We start from the raw sequence: 17,366 nt of genomic DNA, 5'->3' as shown, positions 1-17,366 counted from the left end.
CGACATGCTCGGCATCGCCATCGACCACCACATAGCCCACCTCGGCCGGTTCGACCCGCAGGGCCGGCCGTCCGTGACGGCGACGGACCTCGACGGCACGGACGGCATCGCCGATCCCGCCGCCGCGCTGCACCTGCTGCTCACCGCGGCCGAGGACGAGGAGGCGGTGTTCGGCCTGCCCGCCTCGGCCGACCGTGACGCCGAGGCCCGGCTGCGCCGCGCCGCCGAGGACGCCGGCCTCCGCGTCCACCGCGTCGTCCCGAAGCCCGTCGCGGTGGCCCTGCACTACGGCGCGATCGACGAGGGCGTGCTGCGGACGGTCCTGGTCGTCGACCAGACGGTGGAGACCGTGGAGCTGACGGTGCTCGCCATCACCCCGGACCTGACGGCCCGCATCGTCAGCACGCGTACGGTGCCGCTCGGCGAGGACCACGCCCGTACGGCGATGGACCGGGAACTCGCGGAGGCCGCCCCGGACGCGGTCCTCCTCTCCGGCGGCCTGTACACACAGGCGGACCGCCGCGACGAGGTCGAGGACCTGCCCGCGGCACAGGGCCTCATGGTCCGCTGCACCAGTCCCGAACTCGCCGTGGTGCACGGCCTGTTGCTCCTGGACGACTTCGGCCTGCTGCGCGTCACCACGGGCCCGGCACCGGAGGCGAGCCAGAACTTCCCGCCTCCGCCGGAGGACCCGGAGCCACAGCCCTGGACCACCGCCCCGACGGACCCCGAACCTCCGGCCGCCGCCACCGCGACCGAGCCCCCGCCCCGGCGCGCCGAGCCCACCGCCCCACCCACGGAACCGCCACCGGCACCACCGGCGGAACCGCGAAAGCCCGAGCCCGAATCCGCCCCACCCGCGCCCGAGGAGCCCGCGCCCGCTCCTTCGGCCCCGACCGCGACGCACACCGGTGCGGTCCAGTCCGTCCCCGTCACCCAGCTCCAGGCCACGCGCCGCGACGACCACCTCCTCGTCCTGTGGGCCTGGCCCGACAACGCCCTCACGGCCCGCGTCCGCTGGCGCCGCGAGGACCCGACCGCGCCCGGCGACGGTCCGCGCGACGGCGACATCCGCTGTCAGCGCAGGGTCTACGAACACGACGGCGGCCTCACCCTGCCCCTCGGCCGCGGGGCGGTCACCCTCACCGTCGAGGCGCTCGTGCCGGGCGCCCGCGCCGACACCGAGGGCGCCGCGTCCCTGCACGTCGCCGCCGAACCGCCCATCGTCGACTACGAACCGGCGCTGCGCCGGCGCCTCACCGGCGCCCGCGTCGCGACCGTCACCTTCACCGCGCGGACGGGCTGCGACCTGCCCGCCGTGCGCATCGTGCACGGCCTCGGCCGCTACCGCCCCACCAGCACCGCCGAAGGCACCGTCCTGCACGAGGTGCCCGCCCAGCGTCTCTCCGCGGGCACCCCCCTCACCGTGGAGTTCCCCTTCCCCGGCACCAAGGGGACCTCCTGGCTCGTCTGCTTCCCGGCCGACGGGCCCGCCGCACCGCACGACCCCGACGACCGTCCCACCGACATCCGCCCCACGGCGCTGCACCGGCTGCGAGTGACCTGAATGGCCAGACGACTCACCTGCCCCTACTGCTACGAGACCTTCGCACCGCGCGAGATCCGGTTCCGCTGCAACAGCCGGCTCAGCCCTGTCGGCAAACGCTGCGAGCGGCGCCGCGACCCGGTCCTCGACGAACGGTTCGGGCGGCGCCCCAGCCACGAGGTCGGCCCGGACTTCGCCGCCGACGGCCGCCGGTCGACCGCCGTGCACCCGGACTGCGAGAGCGAGACGACGTACCGGATCTGCCCGGTCTGCCACGTCGAACTGCCCGTGCAGTTCGGCATGGTGGAGAACCGGCTGATCGCCATGGTCGGCGCCCGCTCCTCGGGCAAGACGATCTACATGACCGTCCTGCTGCACGAGGTGCGCAACCAGGTGGGCGAGCGGTTCGGCGCCTCGCTGATGGGCCTGGACGACACGACCATGCGCCGCTTCAGCACCGAGTACGAGGACCGGCTCTACCGCGACCGGCAGATGTTCCCGCCGACCCAGACCGCGACGACCAACGCCAACCGGGTGGAGCCGCTGGTGTTCCGGTTCGGGCTGCGCCGCAAGAAGCTGTTCAAGGAACAGCCCCAGCACACCGTCCTGTCGTTCTTCGACACCGCGGGCGAGGACTTCAACAGCCGCGAGAGCGTGGAGCTCAACACCCGCTACCTGACCAACGCGGACGGCATCATCCTGCTGCTCGACCCGCTGCAGATGCCGGGCGCCCGGAACAACGCCGCGCCCGGCACGGCCCTGCCCGCGCTGGACGGCATCGACCCGCCGATCAACGTCCTGAGCCGGGTGAGCAGCATGCTCCTCGCCGCCCGCGGCGGAAAGGCCGCCAGGGTCGACACCCCGATCGCGGTGGTCTTCTCCAAGATGGACGCGTTCTGGCACCTCATGGAGAGCGGCAGCCCGCTGCGCTCCCACGATGCGGCGCGCGGCCGGTTCGACGTCTCCGACAGCCTCAGCGTCCACGAGGAGGTGCGCCAGCTCCTCAAGGAGTGGGACGGCGTCTCCATCGACCAGTCCCTGGAGAACACCTTCTCCCGCTACCGCTACTTCGGCGTCTCCGCACTGGGCCGCAGTGCCACCGCCGAGTCGCGCGTCGCCGACCTCGGCATCCAGCCCTACCGGGTCGCGGACCCGCTGCTGTGGCTGCTCAGCGAATTCGGCTCGGTGCCGAGGACGGGCCGCGGATGACCGGATTCCAGCAGCTCTACTACACGTCCTGCGAGCACGGACTGAGCGGCTCGTCCGGGTTCCAGTTCAACGCGGTGAGCGAGCAGGTCACGGCCGGGACCCGGCACCGCGTCGAGGGCCTCGCCGGATACGAACCCCCGCGCGCCCTGGCCGAGTCCGACACCCCCGAGTCGCTGGCCCGCTGCCCGGTCAACCTGTGCCACACCGCGGGCACGACGGGCGCCACCACCCTGTGCGTGCGCTACGCGGGACGGGACTCGGCACGCCGCTTCGGCAACTACTTCGCCCACGCCCTGCACACCGAGGGCGAGTTCACCGCCGACAGCGGCGGGCTGCTCGCCATCGAGCTCTGGGACTCCCCGCTGTGGGCCGCCCGGACCGTCGACTCCACCGAGCTCCCCGAACAGCCCGCACCCCTGCCGCGCGGCCCGCTGTCGCCCCGCGCGGTCCGGGCCTTCCTGCGCGCGCACCCGTACGCCGATCAGCTCCCGGCGCTCCTCGCCGCGGTGTTCGCCGCGCTCGCCGAGGACGGCTCGGTCGTGGTGGTCGACGACACCACGGACCGGATCGCCCACTGGTTCGCGGCCGTCTCCTACCTCCTGCCGCGGCCGCTGGCCCGCACCCTGTCCTTCGCCACCTACCTCTTCCGCCCGGCCCGCAGCAGACTCCACCTGATCGGCACGGTGCCCGGCGCCCGCCTCGATCTGGGGCCGGACGACGAGGAGTCGTACACCGTCTTCGACTTCGCCGCGGGCCGCTTCCCCGAGGTGGTGCCCACCCACCACCTCGTACGCCTGCTGACCCGGATCGGCGTCGGATCGATCCGCTCCGTGTGGTCCTGGACCGCCGAGTACACCGCGGGACAGGAACGGACGGTCGGCGACTGGCACGCCCCGGTCGCGGCGGCCGCCGCGGCAGGCGGCATCGAACTGACCGACCCCGACGTCCGCGCGGTCCTCGACTGGCTTCCCGGCGCCGACCACCTCGGGCCGCGCCGGGCCGCCGTGGCCGCGGACATCCACCACAAGCACCGCGACCTGGACGACCACCAGGTCGGGGTGCTCAGCGCGGCCGCCGCGGCGGGCGGCGACACGGCCCTGCACCAGGAACTGGAGGGCAAGCTCCACCAGTCGCGGATCCGCGCCTACGTCACCGGGGCCGAGAACGCCCCCGGTCCCGTGCCCCTCACCCACCCGGACGAGCGGGACCGGGCCACCGCCCTGTGGCAGCGCATGCTCGGCGAGGCCACCACCAGCCGCCAGCGGGTGCGCCTGCTGCTCTGGGCGGTCGGCGCCCGGCTCACACCCCCGCCCGACCTGCTCGCCCGGCAGAGCCTGGACCTGGCCCGCGTCCTCCTGGGCGCCTCGGACGCGGGCCCGGGCCTGCGGGCCGAGGTCGGCCAACTCGTGCACACACTGCCGGAGTTCAGGACGAAACTCGCCGTGGCGGTGCAGGAGGTCGTCGACGAACGCGGCGCGCAGGAGCAGCTCTTCGGCCAGTTCCCCGCCGAGCTGCTCAACGAGAGCGACCTCGGGGAGCGGCCCGGCTTGTTGGAGCATTACTGGCTGGCGCAGGCCGAGCGGTATCCCGCCCGCACGATCGATTTGCTCTTCCGGATCCTGGACGTGCGCCGCCAGGACACACCCGACGCCGACCTGCTGCGGGCGCTGTGGCGGCAGCCGTCGCGGACCTGGACGCACCAGGAGGCGACCGAGATCGCCGTGCGGCTCCGGCCCGGCGAACCGGTGGGCGAGGCGGTCGCCGAGTGGTTCGACCGTGCCGTGAAGCAGGAGATCAAGGACGAGGAGTCGCTGGACGCCTGCCTGACGCTGTGCCACACGCTGGCCGAGCCGAACCGCTTCGCCTGGCTGACCGTGGTCACCCAGGAGTGCGTCTCCCGCACCGCTTCCCTCGACGACGCCCTGCGCACGGCGAAGGAGGCCGCCGGTCTCGCCGCGGTCTTCGACGTCCCGCAGGTCCAGGCCTGGGCGGCGCCCCGCGCCCTCGGGGAGTACCGGCTGCCGTCCGCGCTGCTGCGGATCCCCGCCGACCCGGCCCGACTCCGCGGCGGCATACCCGAGTTCAGGTTCCGTCTCGCGGACGTCTATCTGCGCGCCGTGTACCTGGAGGCGTCGACCGTACGCGACATCGACGCGCGGCTGCTCAGCCACGTCGCGGGCGTCGTCGCGGTCACCGACCCGCGAGGCCTCCTGCCGCAGGCCCACCGGGATCTCGTCGTCGCACTGCGCCAGCACGTCGCCGACCACTGGCGCTCCGCCGACCTGGACCGGCTGGCCGCCGTACTGCGCCCGTACGACGCCAAGCGCGCCGCCCGCTACGAGGAGATCGCCGAGATCCGCCTGGGGCGCGTGAAGAAGCTGGGCCGCAGGCTCACCGCACGACGGTCCACGGACCGGCGCCGACCGGACGAGGACTGAATCCGCGATGGAAGACATCCTGACCTTCATCGTCCTCCCGGCGATCTACCTCGTGCTGCTCATGGGCTACTTGTTCGTCGCCCCCTTCATCGCGCTCCTGCGCGCGGCGGCGCTCGTCAGCGAACTGCTCTGGCGCTACGTCCAGGTGCTCGACGGAGTGCTGCGGCGGCGCACCCCCGAGTTCACGACGGTCCCGCGCCACCGTCCCGCCGACGAACTGGCGCACCGCAACTACTTCTTCGGCCCCGCCACCCGGGATCTGCGCGAACTCCTCGTCCAGGGGCGGCAGATGTACCTCCGCACGGTGACCGACACCGGCCGCCGGGTGCGGACCCGGCAGTTCACCGCACCCACCGTGCACCGGGCCCTCTCGATCCCGTACGGCCTGACCCTGTACGTGGGTCTGGGCGTCGGGGCGATCTTCGCGGCACCCCTGCTCGGGCTGCTGCTCGGGGTGCAGGCTCTCGGCGTCGCCCTGCTCGCGGGCGGCGCCCGGCTCCTCGCCCTCACGCTGCGGGGCGTCGACCGTGCGGTGATGATCCTGCGCGGCCTGCCCCGCGGCATGCTCTGCCCGAGCTGCTTCGAGCGCGTCCCCTATCCCGCGTACGACTGTCCCCGCGACCGCTGCCGCCGCCGGCACGCCGACATCCGCCCCGGCACCTTCGGGCTCGTCCGCCGGCGCTGCGCCTGCGGACAGCGGATGCCGACGCTGCTGATGCTGATGGGCAAGGACACCCGGCTCAGCGGCCACTGCGTGCACGCGCACTGCGGAAAGCCGATGAACCAGGACGCCGGACACATGTCCGAGGTGATCCTGCCGCTGATCGGCGGCCGGGCCGCGGGCAAGACCCAGCTGATGGCGGCGATGGTGAAGTCGCTGGAGGACGCGGCGGCGGACGGCGGCGCCGAGCTCCGCCTCGCCGACCCCGAGTCGAGGGACGCGCAGGAGGTCCTGAACGAGGTCCTGGAGATCCAGGGCCACACCCGACCCACGCAGAAGGACCTGCCCCGGGCCCATTCGTTCGTGCTCGGCACCGGCCGCGGCCGGCGTCTCGTGCACGTCTTCGACACGGCGGGGGAGCGGTTCGTCAACCGCGAGGAGACCGACGCGCTGCGCTACATCCGCGAGGCCCGCACGTTCGTCTTCGTCCTGGACCCCATGGCCGTCGACGCGTTCTGGACGCGCCTGGACGCCGAGGGCCCGAAGGTCGACCGCACGCTCGCCTCGACGGTCGACCCGGAGGACGTGTTCGCGCGTTCGGTGCAGACGGTCCGCACGATGGGCACCCGCCTGGACCGGTCCCGGCTCGCCGTCGCCGTCAGCAAGCGGGACCTGCTGAGCGGACGGTCCGCCCTGCTGCCCGACAGCCCGGACGACACCGAGTCGGTGCGGAAGTGGCTGAGTGAGCGGCTCGGACTGCGGAACCTGGTGGAGACCATGGACCTGGACTTCGGCGAGGTCCGCTTCTTCTGCACCGCCGCGGTGGCGGACGACGAGGGCCGGGTGGACCCCAGCGTCACGACCTTCGTCGACTGGTGCATGAACGGCTGACGGGGCTCCGGGTTCCGCGGGGACGCTGCCGGTCCGGACGCCGGGCGCGTGGAACCCGGCGCGGCCGGGCCCTCGGCGCCGGACCGGAGCGTGGTTGAACGTAACACTGCTGGAATACTTGCGTAAGGCCTTGCAGGCAGAATCGCTCCTTTTTCTCCGTGAGTTGAAGAGCCCGGTGCCCAAAGGGTTGACCGAGGCGACGGCGGCTCATACGGTCACCCCGCAATCACTTGCAGCAAGATTCAAGCGATCCCCCCAGCACGCTCACGGGCATGGCGCGTTGCCCTTCGAATCAGGAGGAACCATGGCCAGAAAGTCCGTGGCTGCCGCACTCGCCGTTCTGGCGGGAGCCGCTGCCGCCGTCACGGCCCCGGCCCCCGCGCAGGCCGCCGCGCCCGGCACGAAGGACGTCACCGCCGTGCTGTTCGAGTGGAACTTCGCCTCCGTGGCGAAGGAGTGCACGAACACGCTCGGCCCCGCCGGATACGGCTACGTCCAGGTCTCCCCGCCCCAGGAGCACATCCAGGGCGCCCAGTGGTGGACGTCGTACCAGCCCGTCAGCTACAAGATCGCGGGACGGCTCGGCGACCGGGCCGCCTTCAAGAACATGGTCGACACCTGTCACGCGGCCGGCGTGAAGGTCGTCGCCGACTCCGTCATCAACCACATGTCGGCCGGATCGGGCACCGGCACCGGCGGCTCCTCGTACACCAAGTACGACTACCCCGGCGTCTACTCGGCCGCCGACATGGACAACTGCACGGCGACGATCAGCAACTACCAGGACCGCACGAACGTCCAGGAGTGCGAACTGGTCGGCCTCGCCGACCTCGACACCGGCGAGGAGCACGTCCGCGCCACCATCGCCGGCTACCTCAACGACCTGCTCTCCCTCGGCGTCGACGGCTTCCGCATCGACGCCGCCAAGCACATGGCGGCGGCCGACCTCGCGAACATCAAGTCGCGGCTGACGAACCCGAACGCGTACTGGAAGCAGGAGGCCATCTACGGCGCCGGAGAGGCCGTCTCGCCGAGCGAGTACCTCAACACCGGAGACGTCCAGGAGTTCCGCTACGCCCGTGACCTCAAGCGCGTCTTCACCGGCGAGAACCTCGCCTACCTGAAGAACTTCGGCGAGGCCTGGGGATACATGCCCTCGGGCCAGTCGGGCGTCTTCGTCGACAACCACGACACCGAGCGGGGCGGCGACACCCTCAACTACAAGAACGGCGCCACCTACACCCTCGCGAACGTCTTCATGCTGGCCTGGCCGTACGGCTCGCCCGACGTGCACTCCGGCTACGAGTGGACCGACAAGGACGCGGGACCGCCCAACTCCGGTGCCGTCAGAGCCTGTTACACCGACGGCTGGAAGTGCCAGCATGCCTGGCGCGAGATCGCGAGCATGGTCGCCTGGCGGAACACCGCGCGCGGCCAGGCCGTCACCGACTGGTGGGACAACGGCGCGAACCAGATCGCGTTCGGCCGCGGCGCCAAGGCGTACGTCGCCATCAACCACGAGTCGTCCTCGCTGACCCGCACCTTCCAGACGTCGCTGCCCGCCGGCGACTACTGCGACGTGCAGAGCGGCAAGGGCGTCACGGTCAACTCCTCCGGCCAGTTCACGGCGACGCTCGCCGCCGACACCGCGCTCGCGATCCAGACCGGCGCGAAGACCTGCGGCGGCGACAGCGGCACCACCGCCCCCACGGCGGGCGCCTCCTTCAGCGTCACGGCCTCCACCTCCTGGGGCCAGAACATCTACGTCACCGGCAACAAGGACCAGCTGGGCAACTGGAACACCGGCAACGCCCTGAAGCTGGACCCCGGCACCTACCCGGCCTGGAAGCTGGACGTGCCGCTGCCCGCCGGCACCTCCTTCGAGTACAAGTACCTCCGCAAGGACGCGAGCGGCAACGTCACCTGGGAGAGCGGCGCCAACCGCACCGCGACCGTCTCCCCCTCCGGCCGCGTCTCCCTCACGGACACCTGGCGCGGCTGACCGCGGCCCGAACCGTCCACACCCCCCTGAACCACCCGCTCCACCGACCGCCCGGTGCCCCGCCTCCCCGCAGGCACCGGGCGGTCCGGCTCCGCATGGCCACCCGCACCCGCGGCACCGTTCCAGAAAGGCCCCACAAGGTGAACCGAAGAAGCGGCGCGCACGGCGCGTCACGCAGGAAGACTGCGGCCGCCGCGGCCGTCGCCGCGCTGCTCGCCACCGCGCTGCACACCGCCACCCCGGCGTCGGCGGCGCCCGCACCGCCGAAACCCCCGTCCGACGCGAAGCTGGCCGCCGAGCCCGCCCGCCACGACGCGACCAGGGAGCAGTTCTACTTCGTGCTGCCCGACCGGTTCGCCAACGGCGACAGCGGCAACGACAAGGGCGGACTGACCGGCAGCCGTACGTCCACCGGGTACGACCCCACCGACAAGGGCTTCTACCAGGGCGGCGACCTCAAGGGCCTGACCAAGAAGCTCGACTACATCAAGGACCTCGGCACCACCGCGATCTGGATGGCGCCGATCTTCAAGAACAAGCCCGTACAGGGCGAGGGCAAGGACGCCTCGGCCGGCTACCACGGCTACTGGATCACCGACTTCACCCGGGTCGACCCGCACTTCGGCACCAACAAGGACCTCGAGACCCTCATCGACAAGGCCCACGCCAAGGGCATGAAGGTCTTCTTCGACGTCATCACGAACCACACCGCCGACACCGTCGACTACACCGAGAAGAAGTACAGCTACCGCCCCAAGGGCGCCTTCCCGTACCTCGACACCGAGGGCCGCCCCTTCGACGACAGCCGGGGCATGGCGAAGGTCGACGCCGACGCGTTCCCGTACACGCCGAGGAACACGGGCGAGATGGTCCCGTCCTGGCTCAACGACCCGACGATGTACCACAACCGCGGCGACTCCACCTGGGAGGGCGAGTCCGCCACGTACGGCGACTTCAACGGCCTGGACGACCTGTGGACCGAGCGCCCCGAGGTCGTGAAGGGCATGCGGGACATCTACGAGAAGTGGGTGCACGACTTCGACATCGACGGGTTCCGCATCGACACCGTCAAACACGTCGACCTGGACTTCTGGACCCAGTGGGCGACGGCCCTCGACACCTACGCTGCGAAGCGGGGGCGCGACGACTTCTTCATGTTCGGCGAGGTCTACTCCGCCGACACCGACGTCACCTCGCCCTACGTGACCCGAGGCCGGCTCGACGCCACCCTCGACTTCCCGTTCCAGGACGCGGCCCATGCCTACGCCTCGCAGGGCGCGCCGGCCGACAGGCTCGCGAAGGTCTTCGCCGACGACTACAAATACGCGACCGACAAGGCGAACGCCTATGAGCAGGTCACGTTCCTCGGCAACCACGACATGGGCCGCATCGGCACCTTCCTGAAAGCCGACAACCCGAAGGCGTCGGACGCCGAACTCCTGCGACGCGACAGACTGGCGAACGAGGTGATGTTCCTGTCGCGCGGCAACCCCGTCGTCTACTACGGCGACGAGCAGGGCTTCACCGGCGCCGGCGGCGACAAGGACGCCCGCCAGACGATGTTCGGCTCGAAGGTCGACGACTACCTCGACGACGACGAGATAGGCACCGACCGCACCCACGCGAGCGACGCCTACGACACCACGCACCCGCTGTACAGATCGATCGCCGCGCTGTCGAAGCTCCGCAAGGCCAACCCGGCGCTGACCGACGGCACGCAGAAGGAGCTCTACGCCGAGGACTCGGTGTACGCGTTCTCCCGGACGGGGGACAACCGCGAGTACGTCGTCGCGGTCAACAACGCCACCGAGGCGAAGACGGTGACGCTGCCCGTCGCGTCCGCGAAGTTCGCTGCCCTGTACGGGGGTTCGGGCAACGAGACCGCGCGCGACGGACGGATCACCGTGCAGGTGCCCGCCCTGTCCTCCCTGGTGCTGCGCGCCGACGGCAGGCTCCCGGCGCCGACGGCGAGGCCCACGCTGTCCCTGACGGCCCCGGACGACGGCGCCACCGGCACCGTCACGCTCTCCGCCGACCCGGGGGAGACCGCATCGGCCCGTGTGGTGTTCGCCGCGCAGGTCGGCAACGGCTCGTGGCGCACCCTCGGCTCCGTCGACCACGCCCCGTACAGGATCACCCAGTACGTGCCCGGCACGGTGTCCGCCGGAACGCCGCTGCGGTACAAGGCGGTTGTGGTGGACCGCGCCGGACGGATCGCGAGCGCCCTCGCCGACACGACGGCCGGCCGGGCCCCCGTGGCCGAGAAGCCCAGCGCCGTCGACCGCGACCACGCGATCGTCCACTACAAGCGCGCGGACGGCGACTACAGCGGCTGGAGTCTCAAGTCCGGCGACGCGAGCGGTGACTTCAGCGGACGCGACGCCTACGGTGCCTTCGCCTGGGTGAAGGTTCCGGACGGTGCAGGATCGCTCTCGTACACGGTCGAGAAGTCCGGCACCGCCGACGGGCCCCAGCGGACGATCGACCTGGCGCGGACCGGCGAGGTCTGGGTCGAGCAGGGCAAGGACGGCCAGCTGACCGCGAAGCCCGACGGGGTCTACCCGGCCCCCGACAAGAGCAAGGCGATCATCCACATCCACCGCGCCGACGGCGACTACGACGGCTGGGGACTGCACACCTGGACCGGCGCCGCCCAGGGAACCGACTGGTCGAAGCCGCTCGAGCCGACCGGCAAGGACGCCTACGGCGTCACCTTCGAGGTGCCCCTCGCCGACGGCGCGACCTCGCTGAGCTACATCTTCCACAAAGGCGACGAGAAGGACATCCCCACCGACCGCTCCCTGGACCTGACCACGTACGGCCACGAGGTGTGGCTGAACGCCGGTGACAGCGACTATCTGCTGCCGTCGACGGGATCGGCGCCCGATCTGGACCTCACCAAGGCCGAGGCGCAGTGGATCGACACGAACACCGTGGTGGTCCCCGGCTCCGTCGACGCCAAGGCCGCCGCCTCCACGCAGCTGGTGTACGCGCGCGACGGCGGCATCACCGTCGAGGACGGCGCGCTCAGCAGCGAGGGCCGCTGGCTGCGGCTGACGCCGGCCACGCTCACGGACGCGCAGAAGACCGCGTACCCGCACCTGAAGGAGTACACGGCCTTCACCGTCGACCCGCGCGACCGTGACCGCATCCGCCGGGCGCTCGACGGCCAGATCGTGTTCACCCAGCGCATCGCGAACGGCGCGCTCGTCGCCGCGACCGGCGTACAGACCCAGGGAATCCTCGACGACCTCTACGGAGCGAAGGCCGAACGGGCCGCCCTGGGACCGGTGTTCAAGAACGGCAGGGTCACCCTGTCCGTGTGGGCACCGACCGCGCACGGGGTCTCCCTCGAACTCGGCGGCAAGAAGCTGCCGATGCGGCGCGACGACACCACCGGCGTCTGGTCCGCCACCGGTCCGGCGGCGGCCTGGAAGGGCAAGGAGTACCGCTACGCCGTGACGGTGTGGGCGCCCAGCGTCCGGAAGATCGTCACGAACGAGGTCACCGACCCCTACTCGGTCGCCCTGACCGCCGACTCCGAGCGCAGCCTCGTCGCCGACCTCGACGACAGGTCGCTCGCCCCCAAGGGCTGGTCGACCCTGGCCAAGCCCGAGGCCGTCGCCATGAAGGACGCCCAGATCCAGGAACTCCACATCCGTGACTTCTCCGTCGAGGACCCGACCGCGGCCAAGGGGCACCGCGGCACCTATCTGGCCTTCACCGACAAGAACAGCGACGGCTCGAAGCACCTGAGGAAGCTGGCGAAGGCGGGCACGTCGTACGTGCACCTGCTGCCCGCCTTCGACATCGCCACCATCCCCGAGAAGAAGTCCGGCCAGGCCACCCCCGACTGCGACCTCAAGTCCTACCCGGCCGACAGCGACCGGCAGCAGGAGTGCGTGGGCAGCACCGCCGCCAAGGACGCGTACAACTGGGGCTACGACCCGTACCACTACACGGTTCCCGAGGGCTCCTACGCCACCGACCCGGACGGCACGGCCCGCACCGCGCAGTTCCGGCAGATGGTGAAGTCCCTCAACGACGACGGTCTGCGCGTCGTCATGGACGTCGTCTACAACCACACCGCCGGCAGCGGCCAGAGCAAGACCTCCGTCCTCGACAGGATCGTGCCCGGCTACTACCAGCGGCTCCTGGCCGACGGCTCCGTCGCCAACTCCACCTGCTGCTCCAACACGGCGCCCGAGAACACGATGATGGGAAAGCTCGTCGTCGACTCCGTCGTCACCTGGGCCAAGGAGTACAAGGTCGACGGCTTCCGCTTCGACCTGATGGGCCACCACCCCAAGGCCAACATCCTGGCCGTCCGCAAGGCCCTCGACGCGCTCACCCTCAAGAAGGACGGCGTCGACGGCAAGAAGATCATCCTCTACGGGGAGGGCTGGAACTTCGGCGAGGTCGCCGACGACGCCCGCTTCGTGCAGGCCACGCAGAAGAACATGGCGGGCACCGGCATCGCCACCTTCAACGACCGCTCCCGCGACGCCGTGCGCGGCGGCTCCCCGTTCGACGAGGACCCCGGCGTCCAGGGCTTCGCCACCGGCCTCTACACCGACCCCAACGCCGGCAAGGCCAACGGCACCACGGCCGAGCAGAAGGCCCGGCTCCTGCACTACCAGGACCTCATCAAGGTCGGCCTGTCCGGAAACCTCGCCGGATACGAGTTCACCGACACCGACGGACGGCAGGTGAAGGGCGCCGACGTCGACTACAACGGCGCCGCCGCGGGCTACGCGGACGCGCCGGGCGACGCCCTCTCCTACGCCGACGCCCACGACAACGAATCGCTCTACGACGCGCTCGCCTACAAGCTGCCCGCCTCCACGAGCAGCGCCGACCGCTCCCGCATGCAGGTCCTCGCCCTGGCGACGGCCGCACTCGCGCAGGGCCCGGCGCTCTCCCAGGCAGGCACCGACCTGCTGCGCTCCAAGTCCCTCGACCGGAACTCGTTCGACAGCGGCGACTGGTTCAACGCGATCCACTGGGACTGCCGGGCCGGGAACGGCTACGGACGCGGGCTGCCCCCGGCCGCCGACAACAAGTCCAAGTGGCCCTACGCCAAGCCCCTGTTGACCTCCGTCCCGGTACCGGACTGCGCGGCGATCGACGGGACATCGGCCGCGTACCGGGATCTGCTGAGGATTCGCACGGACGAGTCCGCCTTCCACCTGTCCACCGCCGGCCAGGTCCAGAAGCAGCTCTCCTTCCCGCTCTCGGGCAAGGACGAGACCCCGGGCGTCATCACCGCCCGTCTCGGTGACCTCGTGATCGTCTTCAACGCGACCCCGAAGGCTCAGAAGCAGACGGTGAAGGACCTCGCGGGGACGGGCTACCGCCTGCACCCGACGCAGGCCGGCGGCTCCGACACCGTCGTCAAGTCCGCCTCCTACGAGAAGAGTTCGGGCACCTTCGACGTGCCCGCCCGCACGGTCGCGGTGTTCACCCGCTGACCCGCACCCGGTCGTTCCCCGCGTGGCGCGCGCGGGGAACGACCGGACCTCCTCGGCCGCACCGGCGCGGCCCCGACCAAGGAGTTGTCATGAACCTTTCCGAACGGCGGCGTACGCGTCACAGGCACCGCCACGACCCCGCGGGGCTCGTCCTCGCGCTGCTGGCCGCGCTCGTGGCCACCCTGCTGCCCGGCCTGCCGCTCGGCGGCGCCACGGCGCAGGCCGCCGCGGCCAACACGGCCACCGTCTACTACGCGACGAGCGCCACCAACTGGTCCACGTACAAGCTGCATTGGGCCCCCTCGGGCGGCGGCTGGACCACGGTCCCGGGCGTCACCATGGACGCCGCCTGCACCGGCTGGGTGAAGAAGACCGTCGACCTTGGCGCCGCGACCACCTGGCAGGCCACCTTCAACAACGGCAGCGGCACCTGGGACAACAACGGCGGGAAGAACTACCAGCTCGGCACCGGCCCGATCACCGTCCAGGGCGGCACCGTCGCCCACAGCGACCCGTGCGCGGACGCGCCGCCGGCCGAGGGCACCGCCGCCACCGTCTACTACGACACGACCACCACCAACTGGTCCGTCACCAACCTCCACTGGGCACCCTCCGGAGGCGGCTGGACCACCGCGCCCGGCACCGGCATGGAGGCCGCCTGCACCGGCTGGGTGAAGAAGACCGTCGACCTCGGCGCCGCGACCACCTGGCAGGCCACCTTCAACAACGGCAACGGCACCTGGGACAACAACAACGGCGCCAACTACCAGCTCGGAGCCGGGCTCAACACCGTCAAGGGCGGCACCGTCACCAAGAGCGCCAAGGACCCGTGCGCCGCGACCGCCCCCGACACCACCGCCCCCTCCGTCCCCGGACAGGTGAAGGCGACCGCGTCCGGCACCTCCATCGTGCTCACCTGGGACGCGGCGACCGACGACACGGGCGTCACCGGCTACCAGATCACCCGCACCGGCGGCACCAGGGGCACCTCCGTCATCCCCGTCACCACCACCGTGTACTCCGACACGGGACTCGAGGAGAAGACGGCCTACACCTACACCGTCAAGGCGCTCGACGCGGCGGGCAACCTGTCCGCCGCGAGCACCCCGGCGAAGGCCACCACCGGGGAGAAGGCCGCGCAGACCACCGGCACCCCGCTCGGCGGCGACCCCCGCAAGGACCCGATCTACTTCGTGCTCACCGCCCGCTTCTACGACGGCGACGCCTCCAACGACCGCGGCGGCAACCAGCACGTGAAGACCGGCAACGCGGCCAACAACGACCCCATGTTCCGCGGCGACTTCAAGGGACTCGTCCAGAAGCTCGACTACGTCAAGGGCCTCGGCTTCTCGGCGATCTGGATCACCCCGGTCGTCCTCAACCGGTCCGACTACGACTACCACGGCTACCACGGATACGACTTCTACAAGGTCGACCCGCGACTCGAATCCGCGGGCGCCTCCTACCAGGACCTCATCGACGCCGCCCACGCCAAGGGTATGAAGATCTACCAGGACGTCGTCTACAACCACTCCTCGCGCTGGGGCGCCAAGGGCCTGTTCACCCCGACCGTGTACGGAGTGCGCGACGCCCAGTGGAGCTGGTACTACGACGAGAAGCGGAGCGGCTTCGAGTACGACGGCCTCACCGTGGAGCCCGTCTCCGGCAAGTCCTACTACAACGGCGACCTGTGGTCGACGGCCGAGCCGTCCGGCAACACGTGTCTCAACTGGGGCAAGCCCACCGGAGCCAAGAGCCCCGAGGGCTACACGATCTACAACTGCCAGTGGCCGAGCCCCACGTCGGGCATGTTCCCCAAGTCGCTCTACCACACCTGCTGGCTCGGCAACTGGGAGGGCGAGGACTCCCGCTCCTGCTGGCTGCACGAGGACCTCGCGGACTTCAACACCGAGAACACGCAGGTGCAGAACTACCTGATCGGCGCCTACAACAAGTACATCGACATGGGCGTCGACGGCTTCCGCGTCGACACGGCCGTGCACATCCCGCGCGTCACCTGGAACCGCCGCTTCCTGCCCGCCATCGAGGAACGCGTGACCCAGCGGTTCGGCGCCGAGAAGGCGCGGGACTTCTTCGTCTTCGGTGAGGTCGGGGCGTTCGTCAACGACAAGTGGAACCGTGGCTCGGTGAACCACTCCGCGCAGTTCTACACCTGGAAGGAACGCAAGGAGTACTCCGCCGACGACGAGAAGGCCTCCCTCGAACAGTACGACTACGAGGAGCAGTTGGGCACCGGCAACCAGCCGACGTCCACCAACGCCTTCCTCGACGGCAACAGCTACCACACCCCCGACCGCAGCAGGTTCTCCGGCATGAACATCATCGACATGCGCATGCACATGAACTTCGGCGACGCCTCCAACGCGTACAACAACGGCAAGGACTCCGACGACTCGACCAACGACGCCACGTACAACGTCGTCTACGTCGACAGCCACGACTACGGCCCCAACAAGAGCGGTGAACGCTACGCGGGCGGCACCGACGCCTGGGCCGAGAACATGTCCCTGATGTGGACGTTCCGCGGCATCCCGACGCTGTACTACGGCTCGGAGATCGAGTTCCAGAAGGGCAAGAAGATCGACTGCGGCACGACCTGCCCGCTCGCGGACACCGGCCGCGCCTACTACGGCGACAAGATCGAGGGCAGCGTCACCGCCTCCGGCTTCGGTACGGTCTCCGGCGCGTCCGGAGCCGTCGCCACCACCCTCGACCAGCCCCTGGTCAAGCACGTCCAGCGGCTCAACCAGATCCGCCGGGCGATCCCCGCGCTCCAGATGGGCCAGTACTCGACCGCCGGCATCACCGGGAACATGGCGTACAAGCGGCGCTACACGGACCCGGCGAGCGGCGTGGACAGCTTCGCCCTCGTCACCGTCACCGACGGCGCCACGTACAAGAACATCCCGAACGGCACCTACCAGGACGCCGTCACCGGCGACGTGCGCACCGTCACCGACGGCACCCTGACCGTGACCGCCCCCGGCAAGGGCGATCTGCGGGTCTACGTCCTCGACCTCGGAGGCAGGAACGCGGCGCCCGGCAAGGTGGGGACGGCGGGGCCGTACCTCAAGTAGCGCGTCCGGCGCGGGGAGCCGCTCTCCCCGCGCCGGAACCGGGCACCTGC

Annotated in this window: 7 protein-coding genes; all 7 read left to right on the top strand. The window is 70.8% G+C overall.

The window, feature by feature from the left end; all coding sequences use genetic code 11:
* The first annotated feature begins 4 nt into the window (after positions 1–4).
* The 7 genes from ABII15_RS03340 to ABII15_RS03310 all read left to right on the top strand — a co-directional run bounded on the left by ABII15_RS03340 (position 5) and on the right by ABII15_RS03310 (position 17,316).
* Positions 5–1,567: a hypothetical protein gene (locus ABII15_RS03340; protein WP_353940739.1), complete on the top strand. Its 1,563-nt coding sequence runs from the start codon at positions 5–7 to the stop codon at positions 1,565–1,567.
* Positions 1,568–2,755, top strand: a complete 1,188-nt coding sequence (locus ABII15_RS03335; protein ID WP_353940738.1) for a hypothetical protein — start codon at positions 1,568–1,570, stop codon at positions 2,753–2,755.
* Complete coding sequence (locus ABII15_RS03330) at positions 2,752–5,193, top strand: GTPase-associated protein 1-related protein (protein WP_353940737.1); 2,442 nt, start codon at positions 2,752–2,754, stop codon at positions 5,191–5,193. Before ABII15_RS03335 ends, ABII15_RS03330 begins: the two co-directional genes overlap by 4 nt.
* 7 nt (positions 5,194–5,200) lie before the next feature.
* Positions 5,201–6,745 (top strand): hypothetical protein, encoded by a 1,545-nt coding sequence (locus ABII15_RS03325; RefSeq protein WP_353940736.1) that lies wholly within the window; start codon positions 5,201–5,203, stop codon positions 6,743–6,745.
* Between the two features lie 304 nt (positions 6,746–7,049).
* Positions 7,050–8,747 carry a carbohydrate-binding module family 20 domain-containing protein gene (locus ABII15_RS03320; RefSeq protein ID WP_353940735.1) on the top strand — a complete coding sequence of 566 codons (1,698 nt, stop codon included), beginning with the start codon at positions 7,050–7,052 and terminating at the stop codon, positions 8,745–8,747.
* Between the two features lie 140 nt (positions 8,748–8,887).
* On the top strand, positions 8,888–14,218 hold the full coding sequence (gene pulA, locus ABII15_RS03315; protein ID WP_353940734.1) for a pullulanase-type alpha-1,6-glucosidase: 5,331 nt from the start codon (positions 8,888–8,890) through the stop codon (positions 14,216–14,218).
* An 89-nt stretch (positions 14,219–14,307) separates the two neighbouring features.
* Positions 14,308–17,316 (top strand): carbohydrate binding domain-containing protein, encoded by a 3,009-nt coding sequence (locus tag ABII15_RS03310; protein ID WP_353940733.1) that lies wholly within the window; start codon positions 14,308–14,310, stop codon positions 17,314–17,316.
* Positions 17,317–17,366 lie beyond the last annotated feature (50 nt).

This window comes from Streptomyces sp. HUAS MG91, assembly GCF_040529335.1.
GTDB lineage: Bacteria > Actinomycetota > Actinomycetes > Streptomycetales > Streptomycetaceae > Streptomyces > Streptomyces tabacisoli.
The sequence above is the reverse complement of the archived record's forward strand: the minus strand, read 5'-3'. Positions and strand labels throughout refer to the sequence as shown.

Excerpts from the sequence above, each read along its gene's own strand:
- ABII15_RS03325 (WP_353940736.1), top strand. The coding sequence starts at position 5,201 with ATGGAAGACATCCTGACCTTCATCGTCCTCCCGGCGATCTACCTCGTG.
- ABII15_RS03330 (WP_353940737.1), top strand. The coding sequence starts at position 2,752 with ATGACCGGATTCCAGCAGCTCTACTACACGTCCTGCGAGCACGGACTG.
- ABII15_RS03340 (WP_353940739.1), top strand. The coding sequence starts at position 5 with ATGCTCGGCATCGCCATCGACCACCACATAGCCCACCTCGGCCGGTTC.
- ABII15_RS03310 (WP_353940733.1), top strand. The coding sequence starts at position 14,308 with ATGAACCTTTCCGAACGGCGGCGTACGCGTCACAGGCACCGCCACGAC.
- ABII15_RS03320 (WP_353940735.1), top strand. The coding sequence starts at position 7,050 with ATGGCCAGAAAGTCCGTGGCTGCCGCACTCGCCGTTCTGGCGGGAGCC.
- ABII15_RS03335 (WP_353940738.1), top strand. The coding sequence starts at position 1,568 with ATGGCCAGACGACTCACCTGCCCCTACTGCTACGAGACCTTCGCACCG.